Raw genomic sequence first — 12554 nt, forward strand, 5'->3', positions numbered from 1 at the left:
TTTTTCGATGATTTCTATCTTGCGACGTGGCCTGTTGGTGCTGCTCGCTGCCCTGCCGTTGCTGGCAAATGCGGCGAGCCCCACGTCCGCCCATGACCTGGTGCAGGACACTACCAATCGGTTGTTGGCCGATCTGGCAGCCAATAAAGAGAAGTACAAGCAAAGCCCATCCGACTTCTATAACGCCCTGAACGGCATTGTCGGCCCGGCGGTGGATGCCGACGGGATTTCCCGCAGCATCATGACGGTGAAGTATTCGCGCAAGGCCACCCCGGAGCAGATGTCGCGCTTCCAGGAGAACTTCAAGCGCAGCCTGATCCAGTTCTATGGCAATGCGTTGCTGGAGTACAACAACCAGGGCATCACCATTTCTCCTCCCAAGGATGAAAGCGGCACCCGTACCAGCGTCGACATGCAGGTGAAAGGCAATAACGGGGCGATCTACCCGGTGTCCTACACCTTGGAGAAGATCAACGACGAATGGAAGATTCGTAACGTGATCATCAATGGCATCAATATCGGCAAGCTGTTCCGCGATCAGTTCGCCGATGCGATGCAGCGCAACGGCAACAACCTGGACAAGACCATCGACGGCTGGGCCGGCGAAGTGGCCAAGGCCAAGGAAGCCACCGATAACGCTGCGCCAAAGGCCGAGCAATGAGCGAGGCGGGCGTACGTTTGGGTGAGGCCGGAGAGCTGCTGATCAGCGGCGTGCTGGACTACCGCAGTGGCCCGGGCCTGCGCAAGCAGGGCCAGACACTGATCAAGTCGAGCAAGGCGCCAGCCTTGGTGCTCGATTGCTCGGCGGTCCAGCGCTCCAGCAGTGTCGGCCTGGCCTTGCTGCTGGCCTTCATGCGCGATGCCCAGGGCCTGGGCAAGAATGTCAGCATTCGTGCATTGCCCGATGGCATGAAGGAGATTGCCGAGGTTTCCGGCGTTACCGAGATTCTCGCGCAACCCCAGTGACTCCAGAAACATGGAAGCCCCCCGTCAGAGTCCTGCTATGCGGGGTTCGCAGGCGCGGGGCTTTTTTGTATGATGTCCGACCCGCGCGCACAGGGCGCCGATTGAGGTTGAGCATGCAGGCCAACGAAGTGAAGAGCTTTCTCGAGGGAAAGCTGCCCGGAACTCAGGTAGAAGTTGAGGGCGAAGGCTGCAACTTTCAGCTGAACGTGATTAGCGACGAACTGTCGGCCTTGAGCCCGGTTAAGCGTCAGCAGAGCATCTATGCCCATTTGAACCCATGGATTGCCAATGGCAGCATCCACGCGATCACCATGAAATTTTTCAGCCGCGCGGCCTGGGCCGAGCGCACCTGAGCCCAAGGGCGTCGAGACTCTTATGGATAAATTGATTATTACCGGCGGCGCTCGCCTTGATGGCGAGATCCGCATTTCCGGGGCCAAGAACTCCGCGCTGCCTATCCTGGCGGCAACCCTGCTGTGCGATGGCCCGGTTACCGTGGCCAACCTGCCGCACCTGCACGACATCACCACCATGATCGAGCTGTTCGGTCGCATGGGCATCGAGCCTGTGATCGACGAGAAGCTCAGCGTCGAGATCGACCCGCGCAGCATCAAGACCCTGGTGGCGCCTTACGAGCTGGTCAAGACCATGCGCGCCTCGATCCTGGTGCTGGGCCCTATGGTCGCGCGCTTCGGTGAAGCCGAAGTGGCGCTGCCAGGCGGTTGCGCCATTGGTTCGCGTCCAGTGGACCTGCACATCCGCGGCCTGGAGGCCATGGGCGCGCAGATCGATGTCGAAGGTGGCTACATCAAGGCCAAGGCGCCAGAAGGCGGCCTGCGCGGCGCTAACTTCTTCTTCGATACCGTGAGCGTGACCGGTACCGAGAACATCATGATGGCTGCTGCCCTGGCCAAGGGCCGCAGCGTACTGCAGAACGCCGCTCGCGAACCTGAAGTGGTGGACCTGGCGAACTTCCTGATCGCCATGGGCGCGAAGATTGCCGGTGCCGGCACCGACACCATCACCATCGATGGCGTCGAGCGCCTGCACTCGGCTATCTACAAAGTCATGCCCGACCGTATCGAGACCGGTACCTACCTGGTAGCTGCCGCAGTCACCGGTGGTCGGGTCAAGGTCAAGGACACCGATCCGACCATCCTTGAGGCCGTTCTGGAGAAACTCAAGGAAGCCGGGGCCGAGATCACCACCGGTAGCGACTGGATCGAGCTGGACATGCACGGCAAGCGCCCCAAGGCGGTCAACGTGCGTACCGCTCCATACCCGGCGTTCCCGACCGACATGCAGGCGCAGTTCATTTCCCTGAACGCGATTGCCGAAGGCACTGGCGCGGTGATCGAGACCATCTTCGAAAACCGTTTCATGCACGTGTACGAGTTGCACCGCATGGGCGCCAAGATCCAGGTCGAAGGCAACACGGCCATCGTCACCGGCGCTGAAATCCTCAAGGGTGCGCCCGTGATGGCGACCGACCTGCGGGCTTCGGCCAGCCTGGTGATCTCGGCCCTGATGGCCGAAGGCGACACCCTGATCGATCGCATCTACCACATCGACCGTGGCTACGAGTGCATCGAAGAGAAACTGCAGATGCTGGGCGCGAAGATTCGCCGCGTACCGGGCTAACCTGCCAAGGGCACAGGGAGGTGCCACACGATTTTGTTTCACGTCGAGCCTGTCTTCAGGCTCGACGCATGTCTGGCGCCATTTGCGTCCGGGCATCAGTCGCCGCATAAGGACTTACGTTACTCATGTTGACCATCGCACTGTCCAAGGGCCGTATCCTCGACGACACGCTGCCGCTTCTGGCTGAAGCGGGCATCGTGCCAACCGAGAATCCGGACAAGAGCCGCAAACTGATCATTCCCACGACCCAGGAAGATGTACGCCTGTTGATCGTGCGGGCCACTGATGTGCCGACCTACGTCGAGCATGGCGCTGCCGACCTCGGCGTGGCTGGCAAGGACGTCCTGATGGAGTACGGCAGCCAGGGCCTGTACGAGCCGCTGGATCTGCAGATCGCCAAGTGCAAGCTGATGACCGCCGGTGCCATCGGCGCCGAGGAGCCCAAGGGCCGCCTGCGGGTTGCCACCAAGTTCGTCAACGTGGCCAAGCGTTACTACGCAGAACAAGGCCGGCAAGTGGACATCATCAAGCTCTACGGTTCCATGGAGCTGGCCCCGCTGATCGGCCTGGCGGACAAGATCATTGACGTGGTCGATACCGGCAACACCCTGCGGGCCAACGGCCTGGAACCCCAGGAAATGATCGCCACCATCAGCTCCCGCCTGGTGGTCAACAAAGCATCCATGAAGATGCAGCACGCGCGTATCCAAACGCTGATCGATACCCTGCGCAAGGCAGTGGAATCGCGACACCGCGGCTGACTCACATGCGTGGCCCCGAGCCGCGCCCATCTATCCGCGTCATAACCAGAATGCTCAGGTGCCCACGCGGATGGCCTGGTAGTCTTGCGGCGCCTGAGTCATGCAAAACCAAGCTTGTCCTTTTGTGCATTCGCCAATCAATGAGGCCTTCGCTATGACCGCTCCCACTGCAATTCGCCGACTCAACGCTGCCGATGCGGATTTCGCCCGACATCTGGATCATCTGCTGAGCTGGGAAAGCGTGTCCGACGACGCGGTCAACCAGCGTGTGCTCGATATCATCAAGGCCGTACGCGAGCGCGGTGACGCGGCGCTGGTGGAGTTCACCCAGCGCTTCGATGGCGTCGAGGCCAAGGTCATCGGTGACCTGATTCTCGATCGTGCCCGCCTGGAGCTGGCCCTGACCCGCATCACCCCGGTACAGCGCGAGGCCCTGGAAAAGGCCGCCAATCGCGTGCGTGTCTATCACGAGCGCCAGAAGCAGGACTCCTGGCAGTACACCGAGGCCGATGGCACCGTGCTTGGCCAGAAGGTCACGCCCCTGGACCGCGCCGGCTTGTACGTGCCAGGCGGCAAGGCGTCGTATCCGTCCTCGGTGCTGATGAACGCGATCCCGGCGAAAGTCGCCGGTGTCTCCGAGGTGGTGATGGTGGTGCCGACTCCTCGTGGCGAGGTCAACGAGCTGGTGCTGGCCGCTGCTTGCATTGCTGGGGTCGACCGGGTCTTCACCGTTGGTGGTGCGCAGGCTGTCGCCGCGCTGGCCTATGGCACCCAGAGCGTGCCCCAGGTGGACAAGATCGTCGGCCCGGGCAACATCTATGTGGCCACCGCCAAGCGTCATGTATTCGGCCAGGTCGGTATCGACATGATCGCCGGTCCCTCGGAGATCCTCGTGGTGTGCGACGGCCAGACCGATCCGGACTGGATCGCCATGGACCTGTTTTCCCAAGCCGAGCACGACGAAGATGCCCAGGCGATCCTGGTCAGCCCGGATGCCGAGTTCCTCGATCGGGTAGCTGCAAGCATCGCCAAGCTGCTGCCGACCATGGAGCGCGCCGAGATCATCAACACCTCGATCAATGGCCGGGGCGCACTGATCCAGGTCCGCGACATGCAGCAAGCCATCGAAGTGGCCAACCGCATCGCTCCCGAGCACCTGGAGTTGTCGGTGGCCGACCCGCAAGCCTGGCTGGGGCAGATCCGCCACGCCGGGGCGATCTTCATGGGGCGCCACACTTCGGAAGCCTTGGGCGACTACTGCGCCGGCCCGAACCACGTGCTGCCGACTTCCGGCACCGCGCGTTTCTCCTCGCCGCTGGGGGTGTATGACTTCCAGAAGCGCTCGTCGATCATCTTCTGTTCCGAGCAGGGCGCATCCGAACTGGGCCGCACGGCCTCGGTACTGGCCCGTGGCGAGTCGCTGACCGCCCACGCCCGCAGCGCCGAATACCGCATCGTCGACGACCAAGATCAGGGGCAATGAGCATGAGCAAATTCTGGAGTCCGTTCGTCAAGAACCTGGTGCCCTACGTGCCGGGCGAACAACCCAAGCTGACCAAGCTGGTCAAGCTCAACACCAACGAAAACCCCTATGGTCCGTCGCCCAAGGCCCTGGCCGCGATGCAGGCCGAGCTCAATGACAACCTGCGGCTGTACCCCGATCCCAACAGCGACCTGCTCAAGCAGGCGGTGGCCAGCTACTACGGGGTGCCGGCCAACCAGGTGTTCCTCGGCAACGGCTCCGACGAAGTCCTGGCGCATATCTTCCATGGCTTGCTGCAACAGGACCTGCCGCTGCTGTTCCCGGACATCAGCTACAGCTTCTATCCGGTGTATTGCGGCCTGTATGGCATCGATTTCGAAGCGGTGCCGCTGGACGAGCAATTCCAGATCCGCGTGGCCGACTACGCCAAGCCCAATGGCGGCATCATTTTCCCCAACCCGAACGCGCCGACTGGCTGCCTGTTGGCCCTGGAGGCGGTGGAGCAAATCCTCAAGGCCAGCCCCGATTCGGTGGTGGTCGTGGATGAGGCCTACATCGACTTCGGCGGCCAGACGGCCATCAGCCTGGTGGACCGCTACCCGAACCTGCTGGTGACCCAGACCCTGTCCAAGTCCCGTTCCCTGGCGGGGTTGCGGGTGGGCCTGGCGGTAGGGCATCCGGACCTGATCGAGGCCCTGGAGCGGGTCAAGAACAGCTTCAACTCCTACCCCCTGGATCGCCTGGCGATCGTCGGTGCGGCCGCGGCCTTCGAGGACCGCGAATACTTCCAGAAGACGTGCCAGCAGGTAATTGAAAGTCGCGAATGGCTGGTGGCGCAGTTGCAGGCCAAGGGCTTCGAGGTGTTGCCTTCGGCGGCCAACTTCATCTTTGCCCGCCACCCGCAACACGATGCCGCGGGCCTGGCCGCCAAGCTGCGGGAGCAAGGCGTGATCGTGCGTCACTTCAAGCAGCAGCGGATCGCCCAGTTCCTGCGGATCAGCATCGGCACGCCGGAGCAGAACCAGGCCCTGGTCGACGGATTGGGGCAACTCTAAGCGGCAAGCTGGAAGCCCTGAGCCTGTGCCTGGGGCTTCTTCCTTGCAGCTAAAGGCTTGCCGCTTGCCACTGCAGCCTGCGGCTGCGCTTATTCGTGGTGCGGTTCTCCCAGGAAGGTCAGGGAGCTGAACAGGCCACGGGAGGCAGCGTCGGGGTTGTCCTTGAGGGGCACCTCGACCTGCGCGGCGATCACATTCAAGCCCTCGTTGCGCACCAACACCTGGGCGCGACCCTGGGCATCGGTCTCGGTGCTCAGGGTATTGGGTGCATTGCGGTAATCCCCCACCAGCTTCACTCCCGCAGCAGGTCGGCCGTCGAGCAGGACTCGTACTGGCAGGCTCTTGCCGGGCCCCACAAGGAGCGGGTCGGTCTCGGGCAGGATCACCAGCTTGAGCTGCTCGAGGTTGGGCAGCTTCGCTCCAGGCTGATAGATCGCCAGGCTGTACTTGAAGGTATGGGTCGAGGCGATGGCACCAGGCACCTGGCTGCGCCCCTGGTTGACCCACTGTTTGTCGGCGGTTTGCGACCAGGGCCCGTTGTCCAGGGCCACGGCCATTACGGCCGGGTGCTTGAGCGGTTGCAGCCGGGCGTGATCGGCAAGGCGCTGCACCGTCACCGGGATCATCCGTCCCTGGCTGTCATAGGCCCAGGCGCCGCTGATCTTGCTCGGCTTGAAGGCATCGTCCTCGGCGCCGTGGCCGTACACCACCTCGATGTTGCCGCGTCGCTGTTCGGTCCACAGGCCATGGGCCACGGCCTGGGTGGCCCCCAGAGTGCCGAGCAGGCCCAGCAGGGCAATGGTTTGCAAAGGTTGCATGGCGGTTCTCTTCTACAGGTTGAGTGTCAGGCTGACGGTGAAGTTGCGTGGCTCTCCCGGGGTGACCCAGTAGTTGCTGTAGGAGCGCTCGTAGTACTTCTCGTCGAACAGGTTGTTCAGGTTCAGACCCAGGGTCAGGTTGTCGCTGGCCTTGTAGTGGGCCAGCAGGTCCAGGGTGCGGTAGGCGGGAAGTTCGAAGCGGCCTCCGGCCTCGCCCGAACGGTCGCCGACGTAGGTCAGGGCCGCGCCGATATCCGAGCCCTTGAGGCGACCGTCCTGGAATTCATAGACCCCCAGCAGGCTGCCACTGTGCTTGGCCACCCCGAGAATGCGGCTGCCGGCGGGAATTGCCTGGTCGCCCTTGGTGACTTCGGCGTCGACCAGCGCATAAGCGCCAATCACCCGTACGGCGTCGGTCAACTGCCCACTGAATTGCAAGTCGAAGCCCTGGCTGCGGGCCTTGCCCATGGCGCGACTGGAGTCGGTGCCCGGGTCCAGGGCGAGCACGTTCTCCTTATCGATATGGAAAGCTGCGAGGGTCGCGCTCAAGCGCTCGTCGAACAGTTCGCTCTTGATCCCCACTTCATATCCGACGCCTTCTTCTGGCTTGAATGATTTGCCGGCGGCGTCCAGGCCGTTGTTGGGCTTGAACGAGGTGGAGGCGTTGGCGAACAGGCCGAGCTGCGGAGTCAGTTGATACAGGAGCCCGGCGCGTTGGGTCAGGGCATCGTGGTTCTGGCGGCTGCGCTGGCCGGTGGCGTGGTCGTCGATTCGTTGCTCGAAATGTTCAAAACGCGCGCCCAGCATGCCGCGCAGGCGTTCGCTGAAGATGATCTGGTCCTGGAGGTTCAGGGCGCGGCTTTCGACGTGCTCGAAAAAGTCAGTGCCGGAACGTTTGCCGTTGGGTTTAGCCTGGCCGTAGATCGGGTTGTAGATATCGATGGCGTAGGGGCTGCCGGCAATGGCGGTGACTCGCTCGTTCTTGCGGTAGTTTTCGTATTCGCTGCCGAGCAGCAGTTCGTGCTGCCAACTGCCGAGGTCGAACAGGCCATGCAGTTCCAGTTGGGTGATGCTGTCGTGCCAGTTGTTGTCGCGTTCGCGGTAGCGCCGGTCAACGGTATGCCGGTCGGCATTCAGGGGGCGGGTTTCCGAGGCGAAGCCCCACAGCTTGCCCTCCTTGTAGTGGCTGGCCAGGCGCAGCTTCCAGTTGTCGTCGAGGTGATGTTCCAGGCTGGCCTGGAGCATGTTGTTGTGGTTGTCGATGTTGCCGTCGCTGGGCTCGCCGAGGAAGGTCGAGCGCGATACGCCACTCCAGCGGTTGCCGGGGGCGACGATGCCGCGGTCGAAGGTCGAGCTGTGGCGGACGAACTCGCTTTCCACCAGCAGGCTGGTGTCCGGGTTCAACTGCCAGCTCAGGGAAGGGGCGACGAATACCCGGCGACTGTCGACGTGGTCTCGGAAGCTGTGGTTGTCCTCCACCGCCAGGTTGACCCGCGACAGCAGGTCACCCTGATGGTCGAGGGGGCTGTTGAGGTCCAGTTCGGTGCGGTAGCGATCCCAGCTACCGGCTCGGGTGCGCAGGGTGGCGAAGGCCTGTGGCTGGGGCTTCTTGGTGACGATGTTGACCATGCCTCCGGGATCGCCGCGTCCGTAGAGGCTGGCGGCCGGGCCCTTGAGTACTTCGATGCGTTCGATGCTAGCCGTGTCCGGGGTGCTGGGGTAGCCACGATTGGCGCTGAAACCATCCTTGTAGAACTCCGAGGTGGTGAAGCCGCGGATGCTGTACTCATACAGGGTCAGGCCGCCGAAGTTGTTCTGCTTCGACACGCCGCCGGCGAAGTCCAGGGCCCGCTCGACATTGCTGCTGCCCAGATCCTGGAGCACGCTGGCAGGGATCACGCTGATGGACTGCGGGATTTCGCGAATCGCCGTATCGGTCTTGGTGGCGCTGGCGGAACGGGTGGCCCGGTAGCCCTTGACCGGACCCGTGGCGGATTCTGATTCGCCGCTGATGCGAATAGTCTCCAGTTCCACCGGCTGCGGTTCTTCGGCGTACACAGGATCGGTCAGCAGGCCCAGGGCCAGGCCTGCCAGGGGGAGGATTCTTCGGGGCGTCATGGGTTGTTCCAATAGCGATATTGAAACAATATAACATGACCAATGAGAATGTATATTGTTAGCCCGGCATGGCCGGGCTCACGTCATTCCTCTTCCTTGACGGGCGCGGGGGGCGGTCGCAGGCCGATCTCGGCAGTCAACTTGAGCTCCTTGCCATTACGCATGACCTGGATCGCCACCTTCTCGGTGGGCTTGATCCGGGCAACCTGGTTCATCGAGCGGCGACCGTCGCCGGCGGGTTCGCCATCGATGCTGAGGATTACGTCGCCCAGTTGCATGCCGGCCTTTTGCGCCGGGCCATCACGTAAGATGCCCGCCACCACGATGCCCGGGCGTCCGGCCAGCCCGAAGGACTCCGCCAGCTCCTGGGTCAGGGGTTGTACCTCGATGCCCAGCCAGCCACGGATGACCTGGCCGTGTTCGATGATCGATTTCATCACTTCCATGGCCAGCTTGATCGGGATGGCGAAGCCGATGCCCTGGGAGCCACCGGACTTGGAAAAGATCGCGGTGTTGATACCGGTCAGGTTGCCGTTGGCGTCCACCAGCGCACCACCGGAGTTGCCCGGGTTGATCGCTGCGTCGGTCTGGATGAAGTCTTCGTAACTGTTCAGGCCCAGTTGGTTGCGGCCAGTGGCGCTGATGATGCCCATGGTTACGGTCTGGCCCACCCCGAACGGGTTGCCAATGGCCAGGGCGACATCGCCGACGCGGATGTTTTCCGAGTGACCGACAGTGATCGAGGGCAGGTTCTTCAGGTCGATCTTGAGCACCGCCAGGTCGGTTTCCGGGTCGCTGCCGATGACCCGAGCCAGGGTTTCCCGGCCGTCCTTGAGGGCCACCACGATTTGCTCGGCGCCGGACGTCACGTGGTTGTTGGTCAGCAGGTAGCCTTCGGGGCTCATGATCACCCCGGAACCCAGGCTCGACTCCATGCGTTGCTGCTTGGGCAGGTTGTCACCGAAGAAACGCCGGAACTGCGGGTCCTCGAACAACGGGTGGGCCGGTTTATTGATCACCTTGGTGGTGTACAGGTTGACCACCGCAGGGGCAGCGATGACCACCGCATCGGCGTAGGACACCGGCCCCTGTTGGGTGCTGGTGGTTTGTGGCGCTTGTTGCAGATTCACATCCAGGCTGGGCAGGCCGACCCATTGCGGGTAACGCTGAATAATCAATAACGCGATAAGCACGCCGGCCAGTAATGGCCAGCCGAAAAAACGCAGAGCCTTGAGCATCGGGCAAGTCCTGGGTGGTTACGAAGGGCTGCGCACGGCCCCATAATGTCGCGCATTATACGAGGCCGCACGTGCCTCTGGACGGGATATTTAGGAGTCTTTCATGGCCGTTGCCCTGAGCACACTGGTAGAAGAAGCGGACCGCTACCTGGGCAGTTCGCGAATCGCCGACTATTGCCCCAATGGCCTGCAGGTCGAAGGGCGCCCGCAGGTGATGCGTATCGTCAGCGGCGTGACTGCCAGCCAGGCCCTGTTGGATGCCGCGGTGGAGGCCAAGGCCGACCTGGTACTGGTGCACCACGGTTACTTCTGGAAGGGGGAAGACCCCTGCGTCACGGGTATGAAGCAGCGTAGGTTGAAAACCCTGCTCAAGCACGATATCAGCCTGTTGGCCTACCATCTGCCCCTGGACCTGCACCCTGAGGTGGGTAACAACGTGCAGCTGGCCCGGCAGTTGGATATCACCGTGGAAGGCCCGCTGGCCCCGGAAAATCCCAAGGTCGTCGGTCTGGTCGGGTCTCTGGAAGAACCCATGAGTCCGCGGGACTTTGCCCGGCGGGTACAAGAGGTGATGGGCCGCGAACCGCTGCTGATCGAAGGCAGCGAGATGATTCGTCGGGTCGGTTGGTGTACCGGTGGCGGCCAGGGCTACATCGACCAGGCGGTACTGGCCGGTGTCGACCTGTACCTGAGTGGCGAGGCCTCGGAGCAGACGTTCCACAGTGCCCGGGAAAACGACATCAGCTTCATCGCCGCGGGGCACCACGCCACCGAGCGCTATGGCGTTCAGGCGCTGGGTGACTACCTGGCCCGGCGCTTTGCCCTGGAGCACCTGTTCATCGATTGCCCGAACCCGATCTGAGGGCGCTTCATCGCCGCTGCGCCGGGGCTTCGAAGGAGCGTCCTTGCGCAGCCAGGGGCGCTGTTGCAGGGCGTGAATCCAGCAAACAGGCGGGTATATTCATATACCGTTTCGTTCTAGTTGGCTCCCTGATTAGAAGCAGGTCGCTGTGCTAGCATGCCCCGCTCGAACACGGCCCGCAGGCCGTCCATAAGAAAGCTTTCGTGAGTAGCCATGGTCGACAAACTGACGCATCTGAAACAGCTGGAGGCGGAAAGCATCCACATCATCCGCGAGGTGGCGGCCGAGTTCGACAATCCGGTGATGCTGTATTCCATCGGCAAGGACTCCGCGGTGATGTTGCATCTGGCCCGCAAGGCGTTCTTCCCCGGCAAGCTGCCGTTCCCGGTGATGCACGTCGATACCCGGTGGAAATTCCAGGAGATGTACAAGTTCCGCGATCGCATGGTCGAGGAAATGGGCCTGGACCTGATCACCCACGTCAACCCCGATGGCGTGGCCCAGGGCATCAACCCCTTCACCCACGGCAGCGCCAAGCACACCGACATCATGAAGACCGAGGGCCTCAAGCAGGCCCTGGACAAGCACGGTTTCGACGCCGCGTTCGGCGGGGCTCGCCGCGATGAAGAGAAGTCCCGCGCCAAGGAGCGCGTCTACTCGTTCCGCGACAGCAAGCACCGCTGGGACCCGAAGAACCAGCGTCCCGAGCTGTGGAACGTGTACAACGGCAAGGTCAACAAGGGCGAGTCGATCCGCGTGTTCCCGCTGTCCAACTGGACCGAGCTGGACATCTGGCAATACATCTACCTGGAAGGTATCCCGATCGTGCCACTGTACTTCGCCGCCGAGCGCGAAGTGATCGAGAAGAATGGCACCCTGATCATGATCGACGACGAGCGCATCCTCGAGCACCTCAGCGATGAGGAGAAGGCGCGCATCGTCAAGAAGAAAGTGCGTTTCCGTACCCTGGGCTGCTACCCGTTGACGGGCGCGGTCGAGTCCGAAGCCGAGACCCTGACCGACATCATCCAGGAAATGCTCCTGACCCGTACGTCGGAGCGCCAGGGCCGGGTCATCGACCACGATGGCGCAGGCTCGATGGAAGACAAAAAACGCCAAGGGTACTTTTAAGCTTCGAGTTACAAGCGGCAAGCAGCAAGTTAAAGGCGGTATGCGTAACGCCGTGGTTTGTTGCTTGCAGCCGGTTGTTGCGAGCCGGAATCGGAACACTCGTCATGGATTTCGAGAAACTGATTGTTTGGCAGCGAAGCAAAGCTTTGGCGGTGGGGATTTATAAAGAGTTTGCGCAGTGTGGGGACTTTGGATTCAAGGACCAGATCACTCGCTCTGTTCTTTCGGTGCCTTCCAATATTGCCGAGGGCATGGAGCGTCGTAGCAATAGAGAAAAAGTCCATTTTCTCTGGATCGCGAAAGCTTCCTGCGGCGAACTCCGGACTCAAATCCTTATCGCTCGTGAAATTGCCTACATCGCGAACCCGCTGGCTGAGAATTGGATTAAAGAAACCCGCGAGCTATCGAAGATGCTCAGCGGCTTGATCAAAAAAATTTCTGACTAGCTGTACGCCGACAAGCTTGCCGCTTGAAGCTTACA

Annotated in this window: 13 protein-coding genes; 10 read left to right on the forward strand and 3 right to left on the reverse strand. The window is 62.0% G+C overall.

What is annotated here, in order from left to right:
• Nucleotides 1-7 precede the first annotated feature (7 nt).
• The 7 genes from ATY02_RS05770 to hisC all read left to right on the forward strand — a co-directional run bounded on the left by ATY02_RS05770 (nt 8) and on the right by hisC (nt 5906).
• Entirely contained in the window at nt 8-661 is a 654-nt protein-coding gene (locus ATY02_RS05770; protein WP_068584209.1) for an MlaC/ttg2D family ABC transporter substrate-binding protein, read from the forward strand.
• Nucleotides 658-966: an STAS domain-containing protein gene (locus ATY02_RS05775; protein WP_068584206.1), complete on the forward strand. Its 309-nt coding sequence runs from the start codon at nt 658-660 to the stop codon at nt 964-966. Before ATY02_RS05770 ends, ATY02_RS05775 begins: the two co-directional genes overlap by 4 nt.
• 113 nt (nt 967-1079) lie before the next feature.
• Nucleotides 1080-1319, forward strand: coding sequence for a BolA family protein (locus ATY02_RS05780; RefSeq protein ID WP_022642333.1), 240 nt, complete (start codon nt 1080-1082; stop codon nt 1317-1319).
• 22 nt (nt 1320-1341) lie between these two features.
• Nucleotides 1342-2607, forward strand: a complete 1266-nt coding sequence (murA, locus tag ATY02_RS05785) for a UDP-N-acetylglucosamine 1-carboxyvinyltransferase (RefSeq protein WP_068584203.1) — start codon at nt 1342-1344, stop codon at nt 2605-2607.
• Between the two features lie 125 nt (nt 2608-2732).
• Complete coding sequence (hisG, locus tag ATY02_RS05790) at nt 2733-3368, forward strand: ATP phosphoribosyltransferase (protein WP_068584199.1); 636 nt, start codon at nt 2733-2735, stop codon at nt 3366-3368.
• 154 nt (nt 3369-3522) lie between these two features.
• Nucleotides 3523-4851 carry a histidinol dehydrogenase gene (hisD, locus tag ATY02_RS05795; RefSeq protein WP_068584196.1) on the forward strand — a complete coding sequence of 443 codons (1329 nt, stop codon included), beginning with the start codon at nt 3523-3525 and terminating at the stop codon, nt 4849-4851.
• Nucleotides 4852-4853: 2 nt separating this feature from the next.
• A complete protein-coding gene (gene hisC / locus ATY02_RS05800; RefSeq protein ID WP_068584193.1) occupies nt 4854-5906 on the forward strand; it encodes a histidinol-phosphate transaminase in 1053 nt (350 codons plus the stop codon).
• An 89-nt stretch (nt 5907-5995) separates the two neighbouring features.
• On the opposite strand, the gene ATY02_RS05805 is transcribed toward hisC, so the two are convergent.
• The 3 genes from ATY02_RS05805 to algW form a co-directional block, all read right to left on the reverse strand.
• Entirely contained in the window at nt 5996-6724 is a 729-nt protein-coding gene (locus tag ATY02_RS05805; RefSeq protein ID WP_068584190.1) for a DUF4198 domain-containing protein, read from the reverse strand.
• 12 nt (nt 6725-6736) lie between these two features.
• A complete protein-coding gene (locus ATY02_RS05810; RefSeq protein WP_068584186.1) occupies nt 6737-8842 on the reverse strand; it encodes a TonB-dependent siderophore receptor in 2106 nt (701 codons plus the stop codon).
• An 83-nt stretch (nt 8843-8925) separates the two neighbouring features.
• Nucleotides 8926-10080, reverse strand: coding sequence for a Do family serine endopeptidase AlgW (gene algW, locus ATY02_RS05815; protein ID WP_068584184.1), 1155 nt, complete (start codon nt 10078-10080; stop codon nt 8926-8928).
• A gap of 103 nt (nt 10081-10183) precedes the next feature.
• Between algW and ATY02_RS05820 the strand changes: the two genes are divergently transcribed.
• The 3 genes from ATY02_RS05820 to ATY02_RS05830 all read left to right on the forward strand — a co-directional run bounded on the left by ATY02_RS05820 (nt 10184) and on the right by ATY02_RS05830 (nt 12519).
• A complete protein-coding gene (locus ATY02_RS05820; RefSeq protein ID WP_068584180.1) occupies nt 10184-10942 on the forward strand; it encodes a Nif3-like dinuclear metal center hexameric protein in 759 nt (252 codons plus the stop codon).
• Nucleotides 10943-11155: 213 nt separating this feature from the next.
• The gene (gene cysD / locus ATY02_RS05825) at nt 11156-12073 is read left to right on the forward strand and encodes a sulfate adenylyltransferase subunit CysD (protein WP_022642340.1); all 918 of its coding nucleotides are present in this window, start codon (nt 11156-11158) and stop codon (nt 12071-12073) included.
• 104 nt (nt 12074-12177) lie between these two features.
• The gene (locus ATY02_RS05830; RefSeq protein ID WP_022642341.1) at nt 12178-12519 is read left to right on the forward strand and encodes a four helix bundle protein; all 342 of its coding nucleotides are present in this window, start codon (nt 12178-12180) and stop codon (nt 12517-12519) included.
• Nucleotides 12520-12554 lie beyond the last annotated feature (35 nt).

The sequence above is a fragment of the Pseudomonas sp. BIOMIG1BAC genome, assembly GCF_001705995.2.
Classification (GTDB): Bacteria; Pseudomonadota; Gammaproteobacteria; order Pseudomonadales; family Pseudomonadaceae; genus Aquipseudomonas; species Aquipseudomonas sessilinigenes.

What these genes read in the sequence shown, in the direction of transcription:
- ATY02_RS05770 (WP_068584209.1), top strand. Translation starts at nt 8, where the DNA reads ATGATTTCTATCTTGCGACGTGGCCTGTTGGTGCTGCTCGCTGCCCTG.
- ATY02_RS05775 (WP_068584206.1), top strand. Translation starts at nt 658, where the DNA reads ATGAGCGAGGCGGGCGTACGTTTGGGTGAGGCCGGAGAGCTGCTGATC.
- ATY02_RS05780 (WP_022642333.1), top strand. Translation starts at nt 1,080, where the DNA reads ATGCAGGCCAACGAAGTGAAGAGCTTTCTCGAGGGAAAGCTGCCCGGA.
- murA (WP_068584203.1), top strand. Translation starts at nt 1,342, where the DNA reads ATGGATAAATTGATTATTACCGGCGGCGCTCGCCTTGATGGCGAGATC.
- hisG (WP_068584199.1), top strand. Translation starts at nt 2,733, where the DNA reads ATGTTGACCATCGCACTGTCCAAGGGCCGTATCCTCGACGACACGCTG.
- hisD (WP_068584196.1), top strand. Translation starts at nt 3,523, where the DNA reads ATGACCGCTCCCACTGCAATTCGCCGACTCAACGCTGCCGATGCGGAT.
- hisC (WP_068584193.1), top strand. Translation starts at nt 4,854, where the DNA reads ATGAGCAAATTCTGGAGTCCGTTCGTCAAGAACCTGGTGCCCTACGTG.
- ATY02_RS05805 (WP_068584190.1), bottom strand. Translation starts at nt 6,724, where the DNA reads ATGCAACCTTTGCAAACCATTGCCCTGCTGGGCCTGCTCGGCACTCTG.
- ATY02_RS05810 (WP_068584186.1), bottom strand. Translation starts at nt 8,842, where the DNA reads ATGACGCCCCGAAGAATCCTCCCCCTGGCAGGCCTGGCCCTGGGCCTG.
- algW (WP_068584184.1), bottom strand. Translation starts at nt 10,080, where the DNA reads ATGCTCAAGGCTCTGCGTTTTTTCGGCTGGCCATTACTGGCCGGCGTG.
- ATY02_RS05820 (WP_068584180.1), top strand. Translation starts at nt 10,184, where the DNA reads ATGGCCGTTGCCCTGAGCACACTGGTAGAAGAAGCGGACCGCTACCTG.
- cysD (WP_022642340.1), top strand. Translation starts at nt 11,156, where the DNA reads ATGGTCGACAAACTGACGCATCTGAAACAGCTGGAGGCGGAAAGCATC.
- ATY02_RS05830 (WP_022642341.1), top strand. Translation starts at nt 12,178, where the DNA reads ATGGATTTCGAGAAACTGATTGTTTGGCAGCGAAGCAAAGCTTTGGCG.